Annotated in this window: 12 protein-coding genes and 1 rRNA gene; 12 read left to right on the forward strand and 1 reads right to left on the reverse strand. The window is 49.2% G+C overall.

Annotation, left to right across the window (positions count from 1 at the left end; all coding sequences use genetic code 11):
• Window positions 1–6: 6 nt before the first annotated feature.
• The 5 genes from G9U52_RS29345 (at window position 7) to G9U52_RS29365 (ending at window position 7,189) form a co-directional block, all read left to right on the forward strand.
• A complete protein-coding gene (locus tag G9U52_RS29345; protein WP_166154337.1) occupies window positions 7–2,568 on the forward strand; it encodes a U32 family peptidase in 2,562 nt (853 codons plus the stop codon).
• Window positions 2,569–2,821: 253 nt separating this feature from the next.
• Window positions 2,822–4,009, forward strand: a complete 1,188-nt coding sequence (locus G9U52_RS29350; RefSeq protein WP_166154339.1) for an ABC transporter ATP-binding protein — start codon at window positions 2,822–2,824, stop codon at window positions 4,007–4,009.
• On the forward strand, window positions 4,002–4,715 hold the full coding sequence (locus tag G9U52_RS29355; protein WP_166154341.1) for an ABC transporter permease subunit: 714 nt from the start codon (window positions 4,002–4,004) through the stop codon (window positions 4,713–4,715). The genes G9U52_RS29350 and G9U52_RS29355 overlap by 8 nt, the downstream gene beginning before the upstream one ends.
• Window positions 4,716–4,799: 84 nt before the next feature.
• Complete coding sequence (locus tag G9U52_RS29360) at window positions 4,800–6,188, forward strand: GldG family protein (protein ID WP_166154343.1); 1,389 nt, start codon at window positions 4,800–4,802, stop codon at window positions 6,186–6,188.
• Window positions 6,185–7,189 carry a DUF4340 domain-containing protein gene (locus G9U52_RS29365; protein ID WP_166154345.1) on the forward strand — a complete coding sequence of 335 codons (1,005 nt, stop codon included), beginning with the start codon at window positions 6,185–6,187 and terminating at the stop codon, window positions 7,187–7,189. The genes G9U52_RS29360 and G9U52_RS29365 overlap by 4 nt, the downstream gene beginning before the upstream one ends.
• Window positions 7,190–7,340: 151 nt before the next feature.
• Here the strand turns inward: G9U52_RS29365 and G9U52_RS29370 are convergent, their stop codons facing one another.
• Entirely contained in the window at window positions 7,341–7,880 is a 540-nt protein-coding gene (locus G9U52_RS29370; protein WP_166154347.1) for a general stress protein, read from the reverse strand.
• Between the two features lie 373 nt (window positions 7,881–8,253).
• On the opposite strand from G9U52_RS29370, the gene G9U52_RS29375 reads away from it, so the two are divergent.
• The 7 genes from G9U52_RS29375 to G9U52_RS29405 all read left to right on the forward strand — a co-directional run.
• Window positions 8,254–9,777 (forward strand): phospholipase D family protein, encoded by a 1,524-nt coding sequence (locus G9U52_RS29375; RefSeq protein ID WP_243767633.1) that lies wholly within the window; start codon window positions 8,254–8,256, stop codon window positions 9,775–9,777.
• Window positions 9,778–9,840: 63 nt separating this feature from the next.
• Window positions 9,841–10,101: a hypothetical protein gene (locus G9U52_RS29380; RefSeq protein ID WP_166154349.1), complete on the forward strand. Its 261-nt coding sequence runs from the start codon at window positions 9,841–9,843 to the stop codon at window positions 10,099–10,101.
• A gap of 18 nt (window positions 10,102–10,119) precedes the next feature.
• Window positions 10,120–11,043, forward strand: a complete 924-nt coding sequence (locus tag G9U52_RS29385) for a spore coat protein (protein ID WP_166154351.1) — start codon at window positions 10,120–10,122, stop codon at window positions 11,041–11,043.
• A gap of 175 nt (window positions 11,044–11,218) precedes the next feature.
• Entirely contained in the window at window positions 11,219–11,902 is a 684-nt protein-coding gene (gene pcrB / locus G9U52_RS29390) for a heptaprenylglyceryl phosphate synthase (RefSeq protein ID WP_207953294.1), read from the forward strand.
• Window positions 11,903–11,992: 90 nt separating this feature from the next.
• Window positions 11,993–14,374, forward strand: a complete 2,382-nt coding sequence (gene pcrA / locus G9U52_RS29395; RefSeq protein WP_166154355.1) for a DNA helicase PcrA — start codon at window positions 11,993–11,995, stop codon at window positions 14,372–14,374.
• Window positions 14,375–14,453: 79 nt separating this feature from the next.
• Window positions 14,454–16,472 carry an NAD-dependent DNA ligase LigA gene (ligA, locus tag G9U52_RS29400; RefSeq protein ID WP_166154357.1) on the forward strand — a complete coding sequence of 673 codons (2,019 nt, stop codon included), beginning with the start codon at window positions 14,454–14,456 and terminating at the stop codon, window positions 16,470–16,472.
• A 448-nt stretch (window positions 16,473–16,920) separates the two neighbouring features.
• Window positions 16,921–17,044: ribosomal RNA gene (locus tag G9U52_RS29405) — 16S ribosomal RNA — on the forward strand; the annotation flags it as partial.

Genomic DNA, 17,044 nt, shown 5'->3' on the forward strand with positions numbered 1-17,044 from the left:
ACAATAATGACAACTATTAAACGATCTGATATAGAGCTATTAGCTCCCGCCGGGGACTGGGACTGTTTACGGGCAGCTGTGGCCAATGGAGCCGATGCTGTATTTTTTGGTGTGGAAAAATTTAATGCACGCGCAAGAGCACACAATTTCCTGATGGATGACCTGCCGGATATTATGTCCTTCCTTCATCTATATGGAGTCAAAGGATTTTTGACCTTCAATATATTGGTCTTTGAAGATGAGCTTCGTGAAGCCCAAAAGCTGATCGAGGCCTGTATCGGGGCTGGGGTGGACGCTGTTATTGTGCAGGATCTGGGGCTGGTCAAGATGATCCGTGATATATCTCCGGATTTTCCAATCCATGGATCAACGCAAATGACGATCACCTCTCCAGAGGCTGTTGAGTTTACAAAGCCTTGGGATATTGAGCGGGTCGTATTGGGACGTGAAAATAACCTTAAGCAGATCAAACAGATCGGCGACCAAGCGAAGCTGCCTATGGAAGTGTTCGTGCATGGAGCCTTATGTGTATCGTATTCGGGACAATGCTTGACCTCGGAAATGTGGGGAGGGCGTTCTGCCAACCGTGGTGAATGCGCGCAAGCTTGCCGTTTGCCTTATGATTTGATGGTAGATGGTGTGCAGAAGCCAATGGGTGACATTGCCTACCTGCTTTCCCCCAAGGATTTGGCAGCGTTGGAGCTCGTTCCTGAGCTGATCGAAGCCGGTGTTACTTCCTTTAAAATAGAAGGGCGTTTAAAAAGCCCTGAGTATGTGGCTAATGTAGTCAGCAAATACAGGCTTGCGATTGACCGTTATTTTCAGGATGGCGATATTAGGCCTAGCAAGGAAGAAATGCGTGAGCTAGAGCAAAGCTTTTCCCGCGGCTTTACGTATGGCTTTTTGAAGGGTACCGATAACAAGCAGTTAGTAGAAGGAACCTATCCGAAGAGCCGTGGTATTTTCTTGGGACGCGTGAAGCAGATTTTGCGCGATGGCGTTGTTTGTGAGCTGGAGGCGCCTGTAAAGCGTGGTGATGGCATTTGCTTTGATGCAGGTGATCCCACGAAAAAAGAAGAAGGCGGCCGCGTCTACGATATTCGCCGCAGAGGCGTTAAGCTGGAGGGCGAGGCTGCAGGCGGGTTGATCGAAATTATCGCAGGGCGTAACGATGTGGACCTGAACCGGTTGCATGTCGGTGACCGTATCTGGAAAACGAATGATCCCCATTTGGACAAGCGGCTGCGCCAGTCGTTCGAGAACGATAGGCCTTACCGCACATTCCCTGTTTCGATCAAGGTAACGGGCAAGCTTGGCGAGCCGTTGCGCAGCTGGTGGACGGATAGCCGGTCAGGCCAGACCGTTTTTGTCGAATCCGAGCTACCGCTTGTACAAGCGCAAAAACGTCCGATGGACGTGACGTTCATCGAAGAGCAGCTCGGCCGTCTGGGCGGTACGATATTGGAGCTCGGGCAGCTGGATGTGCAGCTGGACGGGGAGCTTATCGTGCCTATGCGTGAGCTGAACGTCATGCGCCGCAGCGCTGTCGAGCTGCTGGAGGCAGAACGCCAGCGTCCCCGCGCCTATATCAGGCGGGACGTTGATGCGTATGCGGATGTGCCAAGCAACGGGGCAGTGCCTAGGTCTGCCCAAGCAATGGGTGAGACGGCGACCTATTCGCCTACAACGATTCCTGGCATTGCAGGCCCCGTGCGCTTGACAGCATTATGCCGCAGCTTGGAGCAGGTGGAAGCTGTGCTTGCTACGGATGTAGACATGGTGATTGCCGACTTCGAATTTATCAAGCAATTCCCTGCAGCCGTTGAAGCGGCACGCAGGGCGGGCAAGCGCATTGCGCTTGCAACGCCACGTATCCATATGCCTGGGGAAAATGGATATTTCCGCAACATCACGAAGCTGCAGCCTGATGCGGTTTTAGTACGCAACACAGGCGCTGTTTACTATTATTTGAAGCAGCGACTTGAGCATCCAAATGAGCATCATCCCGAGCTGATTGGCGATTTCTCATTAAATATAGCTAACCATAAGACGGCGGCTCTCTTTCTGGAGGCCGGTCTGGACAAGGTTACGCCATCGTATGACCTGAACATTCAACAGATGGTCGATTTACTTCGCAACACCGATACTTCGCAGCTGGAGGTTGTCATCCACCAGCACATGCCGATGTTCCACACCGAGCATTGCGTATATTGCACGTTCCTGAGCGAAGGAACGAACTTTACAAACTGCGGGCGACCTTGCGAGGATCACAGCATCTCCCTCCAGGATCGTATAGGCATGTCCCATCCGGTTCGGGTTGATGAGGGCTGCCGCAATACGGTTTACAATGCGATTGACCAATCCGGTGCGGAATATATCCGCAATTTTATGGAGCTGGGCGTGTCTAACTATCGGATCGAGTTTTTGGAGGAATCGGCCGCTAAGGTACTTGAAGTCATTTCCTTGTACGAGCGAGCCATACGCGGTGAAATCAGCGGAACGCAAGTATGGAAGACGTTAAAGGCGACCAACCAGTTGGGCGTTACTAAAGGGCAGTTAGTGAAATAAAGATTTTGAAAAAGGACGAAATCAGACAGCAAGCCATGGATGTCACTCTGAAAAGAGGGATCCATGGCTTTTATTTATTTGAAGCTACAAGACACCTATGACACAATTTAGACACAAAATTTTAAGCGAATTTTCAGTTTGGTTTAAGGTGCTCTTATTGTTGGGCTTGTATATTAATGGATAGTTTGGTTAAGCAGGTAAAAAAATGGACATGGCTTGAAGTAGGCACAAATCGTTTTAAGGAGGTTTTAAGGTGCTTGAGGTAAAACAGGTCAGCAAGTTGTATGAGAACCAAAGAGGGGTCCATGGTATTGACTTTTCCATGACCCGCGGTGAGATTGTCGGGTTTTTGGGACCTAACGGCGCTGGTAAAACTACAACCATGCGGATGATCACCGGTTACTTGAACCCGACACACGGGTCGATTTCGATTGACGGCTTATCGATGGCTGACCATCCGAAGAAAGCCAGGCAGAAGATCGGCTATTTGCCGGAAACCCCACCGCTGTATCCCGAAATGTCGGTACGCTCGTATTTGCAGTTTATTGCCGATTTACGCGGGATTCCCGTAAAGGAGCAAAAGCACCGGATTGGCGAAGTGATCGACCGGTTGGGCCTGCAAGGAAGGGAGCGGCAAATCATGCGCAGCTTATCCAAGGGCTACAAGCAACGGATGGGCTTAGCGCAAGCGATTCTGCACAATCCGGATTTATTGATTCTTGATGAGCCCACTTCTGGTCTAGATCCGAAGCAAATCATTGAGATTCGTCAGCTGATCCGAGAGCTGGGCGAGAACCATACCGTGCTGCTAAGCACGCATATTTTGCCTGAGATCAATACGCTGTGCAACCGCGTGCTGATCATTAATCAAGGGCGCATCGTGATGGATGGGCATCCAGACCGATTGGGACAATCAATGGGCGAGACATTTGAGGTCTCGCTAGAAGTGAAGGGACCGCGCGAGGCCGTCCTAGCGGAGCTGCGCAGCCTGCCGCAGATCGCTAGCGTCAAGCCGCTGGCGGATGTAACCGCTGCCGCAGAGCCGGCAGCGGAGCCCCCTGCGGCGCTCCAGCCGCCGCCGCTGGAACACGGCGCGCCCGAGCCTGGCGTGGGCGCTGGGGCGCAAGAGCCAGCCGACGCCATGCCTGCGGCGTGGCTGGCTAAGCCCTCTACGGTCGCGGAGCCGACCGTGCGGGTGCTCGTGTCCGCGACGGATCGCGCGGACATCCGCGAAGCGATCTTCTACCGCATGGCGGAGCTGCGGTACCCGATCCTCGCGATGCAGAAGGAGAGCTTAAGCTTAGAGGATATCTTCCTCAAGCTGACGACCAACGAAGCCATCGATCCTGAGGCATCAGCAGCCGGGGGCGGCGATCCAGCGTCTGATGTAAGCGTCCCTGGCACGAACGCCATAGACAAGGAGGTGGACCCGCATGCGTAGAATAACAGCGATTTGTAAGAAAGAGCTGCAGCTCTATTTTTACTCACCGACGGCTTACGCCGCGTTTGCTTTCTTTTTTCTGATTTCGGGTTATTTTTTTGCAGCGAATTTTCTCAATCCGCCCAACATCGTGGATGTACGGCCTGTGGTGGGCACGGTCACTTTCGTTTTTCTGTTGATCATCCCGCTCTTGACGATGCGTTTAATGTCCGACGAGCTGCGCCAAGGCACAGATGAGCTATTGCTTACCTCGCCTGCCAGCATTACGGAGATTATTATTGGCAAATATTTGGCGGCGGCTGTCGTCATGTTTATGCTTGTGGTCGGATGCTTGCTGTATCCGTTAATTATGAGTGCTTACGGCACGCTGGACCAGCCCATCCTGTGGTTATCTTACCTGAGCATGTTCCTGATTGGCGCGGCGATGATGTCGGTGGGGCTGTTCGCCTCTTCGTTGTCTGCCCACCAGATGGTAACGGGCATTGTAGCTTTTGCGATCCTGCTTTTGCTATGGACGGTTGAATGGCTAGGCGACTTATTCGGCGGCAAGCTGCAGGATTACCTGGGCCTTTTTTCCATCGTGGGTCGCGGTACCAATTTGCAAAAGGGTGTGCTCAATTTCGCCGACATTCTTTTCTATATATCGCTGATAGTTGTGTTTCTTGTGCTGAGCATCCAGGTACTGGAAAGAAAACGATGGAGATAGTCCAAGCTATGCGTTGCCAGTCTGGCTGGCACGTACACTTTAGCGAATGAAGATAGTTAGCTCAAGCCTAAGGAGGAAGTCTAAGTGAATAAATGGATTCGCGGTACGAATGCCATTGTATTATCGCTCGCGGTAATCGGTATTTTCATCGTCTTGACGATTTTTCTCAATTCCACGAAAAGCCTTCAGGTCGATTTAACACAAAATAAAAAGTTCACCTTATCCGATCAAACGGTGCAAACGTTAGCCGCGCTGGATAAGGACGTTAATTTGATTACACTGACGAGCGACCAGACCAATCCGTATATCAAACGCCAGGTCGACGAGCTTGTGCAGGAATACAAAAAACGCAATGGAAAAATTGTTTCGAATGAATACGATTTGGTCAAGCAGCCAGCGATGGCCAAGCAATATGAGGTGGACCCGGCAGGTACACTTGTCCTCGAGAGTGGCACGATCAAGAAAACGATCTACTATTCCGACATGTTCATTCCGGGCCAAGGCATGGGTGATTATCAATTCAGCGGCGAAGAGAAGCTAACCCAAGCGTTAGTTAACCTCAATACGAAGGTCAAGAGTAAAATTTATTTTTTGTCCGGGCATAACGAAATTCCATTGAACCAAATGAACCTTTGGCGAACCGGCTTGGAAGGCCAGAACTATGAGGTCGCCGAGCTTAATCTGCTGCGTGAAGGCAAAATTCCTGACGACGCTGAAGTGTTATTCGTCATCGGTCCAACGACCGATATCAGCGACAAAGAAGCTACTGTCATTCAGGAATATATGAAAGGCAATGGCAAGCTGTATATCGGGCTCGGCTTCAACAAGGATATGGCGGCCCAATGGAAAAATATCGATGCGCTCTTGGCGCAGTACGGCATCAAGGACCAGCACGCGATTGCGATTGAAACCAAGCAAAGCCAGCTTTACGATCCGTTAACGATCATTCCGGAGTATGGCTCCCATGCCATTACCCAAAAGCTTCAGGATTACAACCTGCTGACGATGATGAATTTGGCGGTTTCAATTAGTGCCGATCAGCCGGTAGCGGACTTCCCAGTGACGGCGATTCTTCGAACAACCGAAGCCGCTTACGGCGAAACAGATATTACCCAGCTAATGAATAACCGTACGGTCAAGGACGATAAGGACGTTAATGGCCCGCTTAATTTGGGTTATGTGGTTGAAACGAAGGAGCAGAAGCCCAAGGCGGTTGTACTGGGTGGTGCTTCGTTCTTCGTCGATGATGTGCTCCAGCAACAAGGCAACCGAGATTTTGCACTGAATAGTGTAGGCTGGCTGCAGGAGCAGAAGGACCAAGTGACGATTCGCCCACGTGACGGCGAAGCCTTTCAGCAGGCTTTGATTACAGGTAGCCAAGCCAATACGATTCTGATTGGCACCTTGTTTCTATTCCCGCTGCTCTTCTTGGTCGTCGGAGGGACGGTCTGGTGGAGGAGGAGAAAAGGATGAAACGTTTTATTCCGACCTTAGTGCTCGTGGTCTTATGTATTTGCGGCTTCTGGTATGCGTCTAGTCAAAATTTTTTCAAAGAGCAGCAGCCCGCTGCAGGCCCAGCGCTTGTTACAGTGAATAAGGACGAGATTGCGAGTTATACGATTACTACTGCCGATGGCGAGATTGAACTGCAGCGTAAGGATGGCAAATGGACGATGGCTAAGCCTTCTCCGCTGCCGCTGGAGGATTACGTCGCAGATGGATGGGTGGAGTCGTTCCAAGCGGTCAGCAAGGATTCAACCGTTGATGCGAATGCAAAGGACCTGGCCCAATTCGGGCTGGATAAACCGATCCAGCAGTTCAAGATTACGCTGCAGAGCGGTGTAGTTCACACGCTGAGTATAGGTAATCCGGTTGCGATTCAAGGCTTCCATTATGCGATGTTCAGCGGCTCGCCTGAGGTGTTCCAGCTCAGTGATTCGAAGGCGGAGCCGTTATTAAAAACACAGCTGGATTTTATGGACAAAAATCCGGTTAAACTGGAGTATGAGCAAGTGCGCAGTATGATGGTAAGCTGGAAGGAGCAGAAGTGGACCTTAACCAAAGTGGACGCAGACAAAAAGTCGTTTGAGTCCGATTGGAAGCTGGGTGAAACGACCGTCAAGCCTGCAGATGCCAGCGCTGTCCTGGATAAGCTGCAGTTTCTGACAACGGATCAGCCAGCAAAAGGTGTAGCAGAACTCAAGCAGGAGGAACCAGCGCTACGCATAGAGGTGAAGCTAGTGGATGCCTCGCAGAAGGAAACCACGGCGGTTTATGTGGGTCGAATCGACCAAGACAACGTATGGCTGCTCAAAGAAGGCGGTGAGTGGGCTTACGCTGTACCACTCGCATCGATTCAAGAGCTGGCAGACAAAGGCAACCTGCCAATGGATGGGGCAGAAGCGCCGCCTGCGGAAGCTGCGCCTCCAGCAGGTACCATACCATCGGCTGTACCTAATGCGGTACAGAATTAACCGGTTCGATTGGAGGCATAGAACCTGCAAGGCTCAATCTCGAAAAGCAATCTAAATAGCGAGCAATAAACAGTAAAAAATCCGTGCCACATCATGTGGCACGGATTTTTTTATATGGCAGCTTTTCTGGAATGGCTTAGGTTAACCTTTATTAAAGGTAACGATTTCCAGTAGTATTCGCTGTATTGTCATAGGTACTAGAATTTAATGAGTTATTTTCACGGAATGTATTATAGGCATGATTATCGAGTGTGGCGTTGGAATCAACCAATACCAGAATATTGCCTTCATCTACATAGTTGTTATACTGGCGCGCTTCGTCCTCAGGAATACCCAAGCCGATCAGTCCGCCTACCAAGCCGCCTGCTCCTGCTCCTACCGCTGCGCCTGTTAGAGCAGCTGCGATTGGACCTGCTGCAAGAATAGGTCCGATACCTGGGATAGCCAGCAATCCAAGACCTGCTAGTAAACCAGCAGCTCCACCGAGTAATCCTCCAGTAGCAGCTCCAGTAGCTAAACCTTCTGGTGCTTTAGTTCCGGTTTGATCCGCAACTGCTGAGACATCATCTTTGTTTCTAGCAATAATCGATATTTCATCCGATGTGTATCCCTGGATTTTCAAGGATTCAATGGCTTTCACAGCTTCTTGCTCCGACCGGAAGACACCAATAATTTTCTTTTCGTTATTCATAGTTACTACCTCCCTGGATTATGGTTGCTAAACCGGTTTTGCCCAGTTCGCGTCGTACTTTCGTTCGCTTATACTAGCGTCCATTAGGATCTGCTTTGTGTATCGCGAACATCCTTTGGCGTTTCTATAACGTCCGTTGCACTATTTATTTACCCTCTATCCCAGAAGTGAAACCGGCCTATTTATATAAAAAACAATTTGCCCAAGCCCATTCAGATGTGCTTCCATCGAACTTCATTAAAGGGGGATAAAAAGGAAATTTGAATTTGTTTCAGTTTGCACTTGGAAGCGGTATGTAGATATCAGTGCATGTCGTGAAGGGCATAGAACAACAAGAGCTAGACCCTGTTCACGTATTGAAGGGGAGAGGTTTATGAACGAGCTTAACAGCCCATTGACACCGTCACATACCAGCCCGTTGATCCGTAACCCAAAACGATCCATGAGCAGCAGGTTAAATCGAATAGGCAGGCGCAGGTTACTTTTATCCATGCTTGGCATGCTTCTTATTTGGCTTATGGTTGTGATGGTTTATCAAAATAATAAGGCCCTGCCACCGGGTATATCCGTCGAAGGCTCCGTTCATTATGTTAAGGAGGTTCAATTTTTATACGATCTGACCTACAAAAATCCGGTGTTACCCGTACAGGAAACGATGATTTTCGATCAGATCTTCAAGACGATAGACGAAGCGGAGCAATTTATCGTGATCGATATGTTTTTGTTTAACAGCTACTACAAGGAAGGCATGTTATACACACCTTTAAGCGGGATGCTCACAAATAAGCTCCTGGATAAGAGGGCAAAATATCCTGCAATGCCTATCGTGTTTATTACCGATGAGGTGAATACGATGTATGGGTCAGCCATGCCTCCGGAGCTGGAGCGTTTAAAGGCAGGCGGCATCGAAGTGGTCATCACGGATGTTAATCCTTTGCGGGATTCCATCCCTTCCTATTCGGCCGTTTGGCGCACATTTTTTCAATGGTTCGGCCAGTCTGGCAGTGGTTGGTTGCCCAATCCCATGGTCGATTCAGCACCGCCTATGACTTTGCGCTCCTATTTGAAGCTGGTTAATGTGAAAGCTAACCATCGTAAAGTAATTATAACCGAGCATGCGTTGATTGTTCCCTCTGCCAATGCCCATGACTCTAGCGCCTATAATTCTAATTCGGCATTTTTGGTTAGCGGCGATATTATTGGGGATGCGTTGGCAAGTGAACGGGCAGTAGCAGCATTTTCGGCTTCTAGCGGCATTGCAGCAGCTTTTCCCGAATATAAGCCGAGCGGAAAAGAGGAAGGCGATATTGAGGTGCGCTTATTGACCGAGGGGAAAATCTATAAGCATATTTTACAGTCGTTGTCTGAAGCCGGGCCCGGAGACAAGGTATGGATGGGCATGTTTTATTTAGCTGACCGTGGGATTATTAAGGCACTGATCGATGCCTCCAAACGCGGTGCTGAATTACGGTTAATCCTGGATTCAAACCAAAATGCATTTGGGCGTGATAAAATTGGCGTTCCCAATCGGCCTGTGGCCAAGGAGCTTTTGGATGCCACGGATAGACAGATCAATGTCCGTTGGTACAATGGAACCGAAGAGCAATACCATACGAAGCTGCTTTTTATCGACAAAGCGAATACCGTCATCATAAACAATGGCTCCGCGAATTTTACGCAACGCAATTTGGCTGACCTGAATTTAGAAACAAACCTGGGCATCGCCGCACCAGGGGACAGCAAAGTGGCCCAGCAGCTACGCCAATATTTTAACCGACTTTGGAATAATGAAGGTGCAGAATACACTTTGAATTACGAAGCCTTTGAGGACAAAACAGTCTTAATTAAACAAATTATGTACAAATTACAAGATTGGCTAGGATTGACTACCTTTTAAATTGCATAACTTTTCCACAAGCGGGGTATCCTACCTTTGTCACTGTGAAAGGAGGGAATGTCCATGTATTCACAACAGCAGCCTCATCTCCAAGGCCAGCAGCAACAGCAGCAGGGTTCCAGTAAGGTCAGCTCAAAGGAGCTGGCATACATAACGGACAGCTTGAATAATGAAGAATTGTTAGCCAAAATAGCGGTACAAGCCGTGTCCGCTGCTCAAACGCCACAATTGAAACAACAAATGGCGCAGATCGCCCAAGCTCGTATTTCCAATACGAATCAACTGCTTCATACGCTGCAGCAGCAAACGCAAATGACACATTAATAGGAGGTGCTACTGTCCATGTTTCAGCCGAATTATTCGAATCAGCAAGGAAACTCGAACCCGTTACAAGAGCAGGATTGGGGAAAGCTGCTATTGGGCGAATTGAAACGCACAGCTCGTGAATATACGACTGCTGCGCTGGAGGCGTCACATCCAAGCATTTGCCAGACTTTTCAAAGCTTGGCGCAAAAAACGATGCAGGACCAAGCGCAATTATTTAGCGTGCTTTCCCAGATCAACGGCTACAGCCCGATTCCAGAAGCCCATCTGCAAGAAATCCAGCAAGAGCTGCAGCAGCGCAGCCAAAAAGCTGAGCAGCTAGAATCCCTTGTCCAGCAATGCCTGCAGGGCTCTTATGCTGGAGCGGGCATTTACCAACAGCAACAAGCGGAGCAGGCTGATGCTGCAAACCGGACTCAGCAGGCGAATTTGTCTTATCAGCCAACCCAGCAAGCGGCAAACTATGCTTATGGAAGCTCCGGCGGCTCTTCAATGGGAGTTGCATCTGGATTTTCAACCGGTTCATCGGCATTCCAAGGCTACCCAGGCACTGTAAGCTCGCAAGGCTTGCAACATTCCCAAGGCTCCCTTCAGGGCTCGCAAAGCTACCAAAGCCAGCCCGGCTCGATAGGCTCGCAGGGCTCGCAAGGTTATCAAGGCTCACAAACCAATCAAGGTTCACAAGGCTACGGGCAAGGCTACTCGCCTGGCTATGCGAATCATACAGGCAGCACGAGCAATACGAGCCAGTATTCCGGGAAAACAAGCACCTCCCCGTCGGGAGTATCTTCATTTTCAAGCTCGAACGGCGTAGAGCCTGCACGTGGAGGCAACAGCTTTAATTGGACAGATTCGGAAGAGGATGAAAATTCTATATCCTCAGAATCATCGCAATCGTCGCAAAGCCAGAATGGCAACTCTGGAAGTAAATATATACTGTAATAACCACTCCCCCAGCCTAACCCTGCCTTTAGTGGCAGGGTTTTTGCTGTTGTCTGTGTGGGTCCATATTTTTGGATTGAGAACATATGGCCGCTATGTGTATAATAAGAGCATCAAGCTATTTAATAAGCTAAAGAAGCAAATGCTTAGGAGGCACGGCCCTTTGCTAGTGGATATGAAGCAGTGGAAGCATACATTTAAGCTGGATCCGGATCGTGAGCTATCCGATGAGCATCTGGAGCGGCTATGCTTATCCGGGACGGATGGTATACTGGTTGGCGGATCCTCAGGTGTCACCTTTGATAATACGGTTGATTTATTGGCGCGGATTCGCCGTTATGAAGTGCCTTGTGTGCTGGAGATTTCTAACCAGGATGCAATTGTACCAGGCTTCGATTTATTTTTCGTACCTATTGTCTTGAATGCGCAGGATACACAATGGATTGTCGGGCATCACCATCAGGCTTTGCGTGAATATGGTTCGCTGCTTGATTGGAGCCAAGTCGTCGCGGAGGGCTATATTATGATGAATGGGCAATCAACCGCTGCGCAGGTTACCCAGGCAAATACTCACCTTGACGCCAAAGATGTCGAAGCTTATGCCAGAATGGCAGATCGGTTGTTCCACTGCCCGATCGTGTATATCGAATACAGCGGGATGTTTGGAGACATGGGACTTGTATCGAGAGCCCGCGGTCTCTTGAAGGATGCCAGGTTGTTTTATGGCGGTGGCATAGATGGTCCTGACAAGGCGCGTGAAGCTGCTGGCGCTGCCGACACGATAGTTGTGGGCAATGCCGTCTATGATGCCTTTGAACAGGCGCTGGCTACCGTTAAAGCCGTCCACAGCCTCAAATAAGAGTCTAAACCAGCAATGAATGATTTCCAGCCAATTTTCCCGATTTTATTCGTGGGCAGGCTTTCAGCTGTAATAAAGGAGTAGATATGAATGAATCAACTGAATGATGTATTTGCATCCATCCAAGCACTCAATCCGCCGCAAAGGCAAGCCGTCGAGACTGTGGACGGACCGCTTTTGATTATGGCCGGAGCGGGAAGCGGAAAAACCCGTGTGCTCACGCACCGCATTGCCTATTTGATCGCTACAAGGAAGGCAGCTCCATGGAGCATTCTCGCCCTTACCTTTACCAATAAAGCAGCACGAGAAATGCAAGAAAGGGTAAGCAAGCTAGTGGGACCAAGTGGGCGCGATATTTGGGTTTCTACGTTTCACTCGATGTGTGTGCGTATGCTGCGCAAGGACATTTCGCGGATTGGGTTTACTTCCAATTTCACCATCCTTGATTCCGGCGACCAGCTGTCGGTTATTAAAGCTTGCATGAAGGAGCTGAATTATGACCCGAAAAAGTTTGAGCCTAAAGCCGTTCAAGCCGCGATGGGGGCTGCCAAAAACGAGCTGAGAACACCAGAAATGGTCGAAAGTAAGATAGGTGATTATTTTGACGGCGTTGTAGCCAAAGTGTACAAGCTGTACCAGAAAAAGCTTAAGCACAATAATTCTCTCGATTTTGATGACCTTATTATGGTTACTATCCAATTGTTCAAGGAAGAGCCGGAAGTGCTCGATTTTTACCAAAATAAGTTCCAATATATCCATGTGGACGAATACCAGGATACGAACCGTGCGCAGTATATGCTCTGTTTGATGCTGGCTGACAAGCATAAACGAATTTGCGTTGTAGGGGACAGTGACCAGTCCATTTATGGCTGGCGTGGAGCTGATATTAGCAATATTCTCAACTTTGAGAATGACTATCCGAAGGCAGAGACCATTCTGCTAGAGCAAAATTACCGCTCAACCTCGAATATTTTGAACGCTGCGAACAAAGTGATTGCCAACAATGCTGGCCGTAAAGCCAAGAACCTTTGGACCAGCAAAGACGGTGGTGCCAAAATTCGTTTCTACCAGGCCGATTCCGAGCATGAGGAAGGCTACTTTATTACGAGTGAAGTCAAGAAGCGGGTAGACAGCGGCAAACGTTACCAGGATCACGCGATTCTTTACCGTACCAATGCACAATCGCGGGTTATTGAGGAAATACTAATCAAATCCGATATTCCTTACCAAATCATTGGCGGCATCAAGTTCTACGACCGTAAAGAAATTAAGGACATCCTTGCCTATTTGCGGCTTGTTTCCAATCCCAATGATGATATTTCTTTCGTACGTGTTGTTAATGTACCCAAGCGCGGTATCGGGGATACGACACTCGAACGGTTGGCAGAGGCTTCTGCACGGCGTGGAGTTTCGCTGTTCACACAGCTGGAGGAACTCGATGGGATGGAGATCGGCGCTAAAGCGAAACATGCGCTGGCCGATTTCCATGAGATGATCACCAATATGAACAAGATGGTCGATTATTTATCGGTAACGGAGCTGACGGAAAAATTATTGGAAATGACCCAATACCGCATAGAATTGCAACGGGAAAAAACAATCGAATCGACAGCGCGGCTGGAAAATATCGATGAGTTTATTTCGGTAACAATGGAATTCGAAAAGCGTAATGAAGACCGGACGTTGATTGCCTTCCTTACCGATTTGGCGTTAATTGCCGATATTGATACACTTAACGAGACAGAGGAAGAAAAAGCGGATTCCGGCAATGCCGTTGTGCTCATGACCATGCACAGCGCTAAGGGTCTGGAATTTCCTGTCGTGTTTATTGTGGGCATGGAGGAAAATGTATTTCCGCATAGCCGGGTTGCCAACGATTATGAGGAGCTTGAAGAGGAACGGCGGTTGGCCTATGTCGGTATCACACGAGCGGAGCAGGAGCTATTCTTGACTTGTGCAAGAATGCGCACTTTATTTGGGCGTACCAACATGAACGCACCCTCGCGGTTCCTGAAGGAAATTCCTGAGGAGCTGCTGGAGCTGGTAGCACCTGCCGGTATCATTGGCGGCCGTTCAAGCAGCCCTTCTTGGGGTAATAAGGAAGGACGCTATGGCAACACGGGGAGCTTTGGCTCCTCAGGTGGCAGCTTTGGCAGTGGAGCGCGGGGAGCGACAGCGCCCGCAGCGGGCAAGACTACCAGCTTCCGCACGGGTACGGGCGCTATCGCCCAAGCCAGCACCGTGAGCTCGACTAATCCTGGAGCACCAAAAGGTGCTGCGGGCGGTGGCACAGCCCAAACCACCGACTATAAAGCAGGCGACAAGGTGGCCCATGGCAAATGGGGCACTGGTGTAGTCGTCACGATTAAAGGCGCGGGTGATGACACGGAGCTGCAGATCGCTTTCCCGGCTCCTGTGGGATTGAAGCGGCTATTAGCCAAATTTGCTCCAATCACTAAGCAAACCGAATAATTAAGGCGCTTAGTAAGCCAGTGTAAGGCAGCAACGTAAATCAATAACGTAAGCCAACAATGAAAGGACGTTTTCGTGTATGACAGATGCCCTTGAGGCCATGAAAGCTCTCATTGAGGAGATTTATAGCCATAACCACTTGTACTACACAATGGACCAGCCCTCCATTAGCGATGCTGAGTACGACAAGCTGTATGACCGCTTGGTTGCTTTAGAGCTGGCTTCAGGGATCACACTGCCTAATTCGCCAACCCAGCGCGTTGGCGACCAGCTGTTGAAGGGCTTTGATCCCCATCGTCATAAATCACGCTTGTGGAGCTTGGATAAAGCCCAGAATCCCGACGAAATCAGGACCTGGTACAACCGCGCCGCCAAGTTTGTCGACGAATACAATGACCAGAATGACGAAGACCCGCTGCCGCCGCTTACTTTTGTGATGGAGCTTAAATTTGATGGATTAACCTTAAATTTAACCTATGACCAAGGGATATTGGTGCAGGCGGCAACACGCGGCAACGGCGTGGTAGGAGAAGGAATTCTGGCCCAGGTCAAGACCATCCGATCCATCCCAACCGAGATTCCCTACCGTGACGGGATCATTGAGGTGCAAGGTGAGGGTATCATGAACCTGTCGGTACTGGACGAATATAATAAAACTGCCGTAGAGCCACTCAAAAATGCCCGCAATGCGGCCGCAGGCGCACTGCGCAACTTAAATCCTAAGGTGACGGACAGCCGTAAGCTGAATGCCTACTTTTACCAGGTTGGTTATACCGACAGTCTAAAGTTTACCAGCCACCAAGCGATGGTCGACTTTTTGCGCGACAACCGGTTTAAGGTAGGTCCCTTTGTTGAGATGTATGATTCAATAGAAGGGGTCATCGACCAACTGGAGAATATAACAGCGATGCGCCATACCTATGACTTCTTGATTGATGGGCTCGTTATCAAAATTAACGATACCCTTACACGCGAGGCGATGGGCTATACGGACAAGTTTCCACGCTGGGCAATTGCCTTCAAGTTTGAGGCCGAAGAAGCGATCACAACACTGCTGTCTGTATCCTGGGAAGTTGGACGTACCGGCAAAATCACGCCGGTAGCCAAAGTCGAGCCCGTTAATATCGCAGGGGTTACTGTGCAGAATTGCACTTTGAATAACTACGGAGACATTGAGCGAAAGGGCTTAAAGCACGCCTTGGGCAGCCAGGTATATATTCGCCGTTCCAATGATGTCATTCCGGAGCTACTTGGCAAGGTGACCGAGGAGATCGATGGGGAAGAGGTCATATGCCCAGATACTTGCCCGTCCTGCGGCTCTGTGCTGGAGCTCAAGGGAGCCCACTTATTCTGCTTAAATCGCTTGGAATGCCGTACCCAGTTGATTGGGCGTATTACCCTTTTTGCTTCCCGCGACGCTATGGATATCGAAACATTCAGCGGCATGACCGCCGAGCAGCTATACAATGATCTGGACGTTCGGGAGCCGGCTGATTTGTATAGCCTTACCTTTGACGATTTGGTCAAGCTGGAGCGGTTTGGAGAGAAGAAAGCGAACAATTTATTGGCTTCTCTGGAAAAAAGCAAGCAATGCGACCTAGCCTCCTTTTTATATGCACTCGGAATTCCTAATACAGGTAGATCCACGACCCGCCAACTGGCGGAGCATTATCGTGACCTGCACAAGCTGATGGCAGCAACGCCTGAGGAGCTTGTGGCGCTTAATGATATTGGCGGTATTATGGCAGAAAGCATCGTCAGCTTCTTCCGGGATCCTATTATGCAACGAAGCATCGAGAGGCTACTAGAAGCCGGTGTTAATCCGACGATGGAGGAATCACTGGTTGTTATCGATAGGGATAATCCCTTTTATGGCAAAACAATCGTGCTGACAGGCACCTTGCCTTCGATGGGCCGTGATGAGATGGGCAAGAAGCTGGAAGCTATGGGAGCCAAAATTTCTGGCAGTGTTTCCAAAAAGACGGACATCGTGATCGCTGGAGAAAGTGCTGGCAGCAAGCTAACGAAGGCGCAGGATCTGGGTATTCGGATTATAGACAATGAGCAAGAGCTATTGGAGCTAATGGGAGAAGCCTGATTTTGGGCTTCTTTTTTATAGGTGGTCATTTTACTATATCGATCTAACTCAATCATGCCCATTAGCGGATTTTTGTGCGTTATCAAGCCTTTTTCTTAATAAAGTAAAGTCGCAAATGGGGCGCTCGGCAAAAGAGTTAAAATTAAAGGTTGCATGGAGTGCATCGTTTATGGTACATTACCTTTTGTCGCCACTGAGGCGGTGTCATTATGGACAACATAACAAGCCGCGATTTACATGGGTGATACACAATGTTTTTGAAATAATAATTTTAAAAAAAAGTTGCAATCAAACGAGTTATCTGGTAAGATGAATTCTTGTGACAGCAAAAAAATGTCGCGAAATAATTCACGAATTAAATCAATGAAAGCTCTTTGAAAACTGAACAAATGATAGTTGAATGCAAGTTTTGTCAGCATGACAGAATGAGTGCAAATCAAGCATCACCTTAATGGAGAGTTTGATCCTGGCTCAGGACGAACGCTGGCGGCGTGCCTAATACATGCAAGTCGAGCGGATTGTACCTTCGGGTACAGTTAGCGGCGGACGGGTGAGTAACACGTAGGCAACCT

The organism is Paenibacillus agricola, assembly GCF_011440305.1.
GTDB classification, from domain to species: Bacteria; Bacillota; Bacilli; order Paenibacillales; family NBRC-103111; genus Paenibacillus_S; species Paenibacillus_S agricola.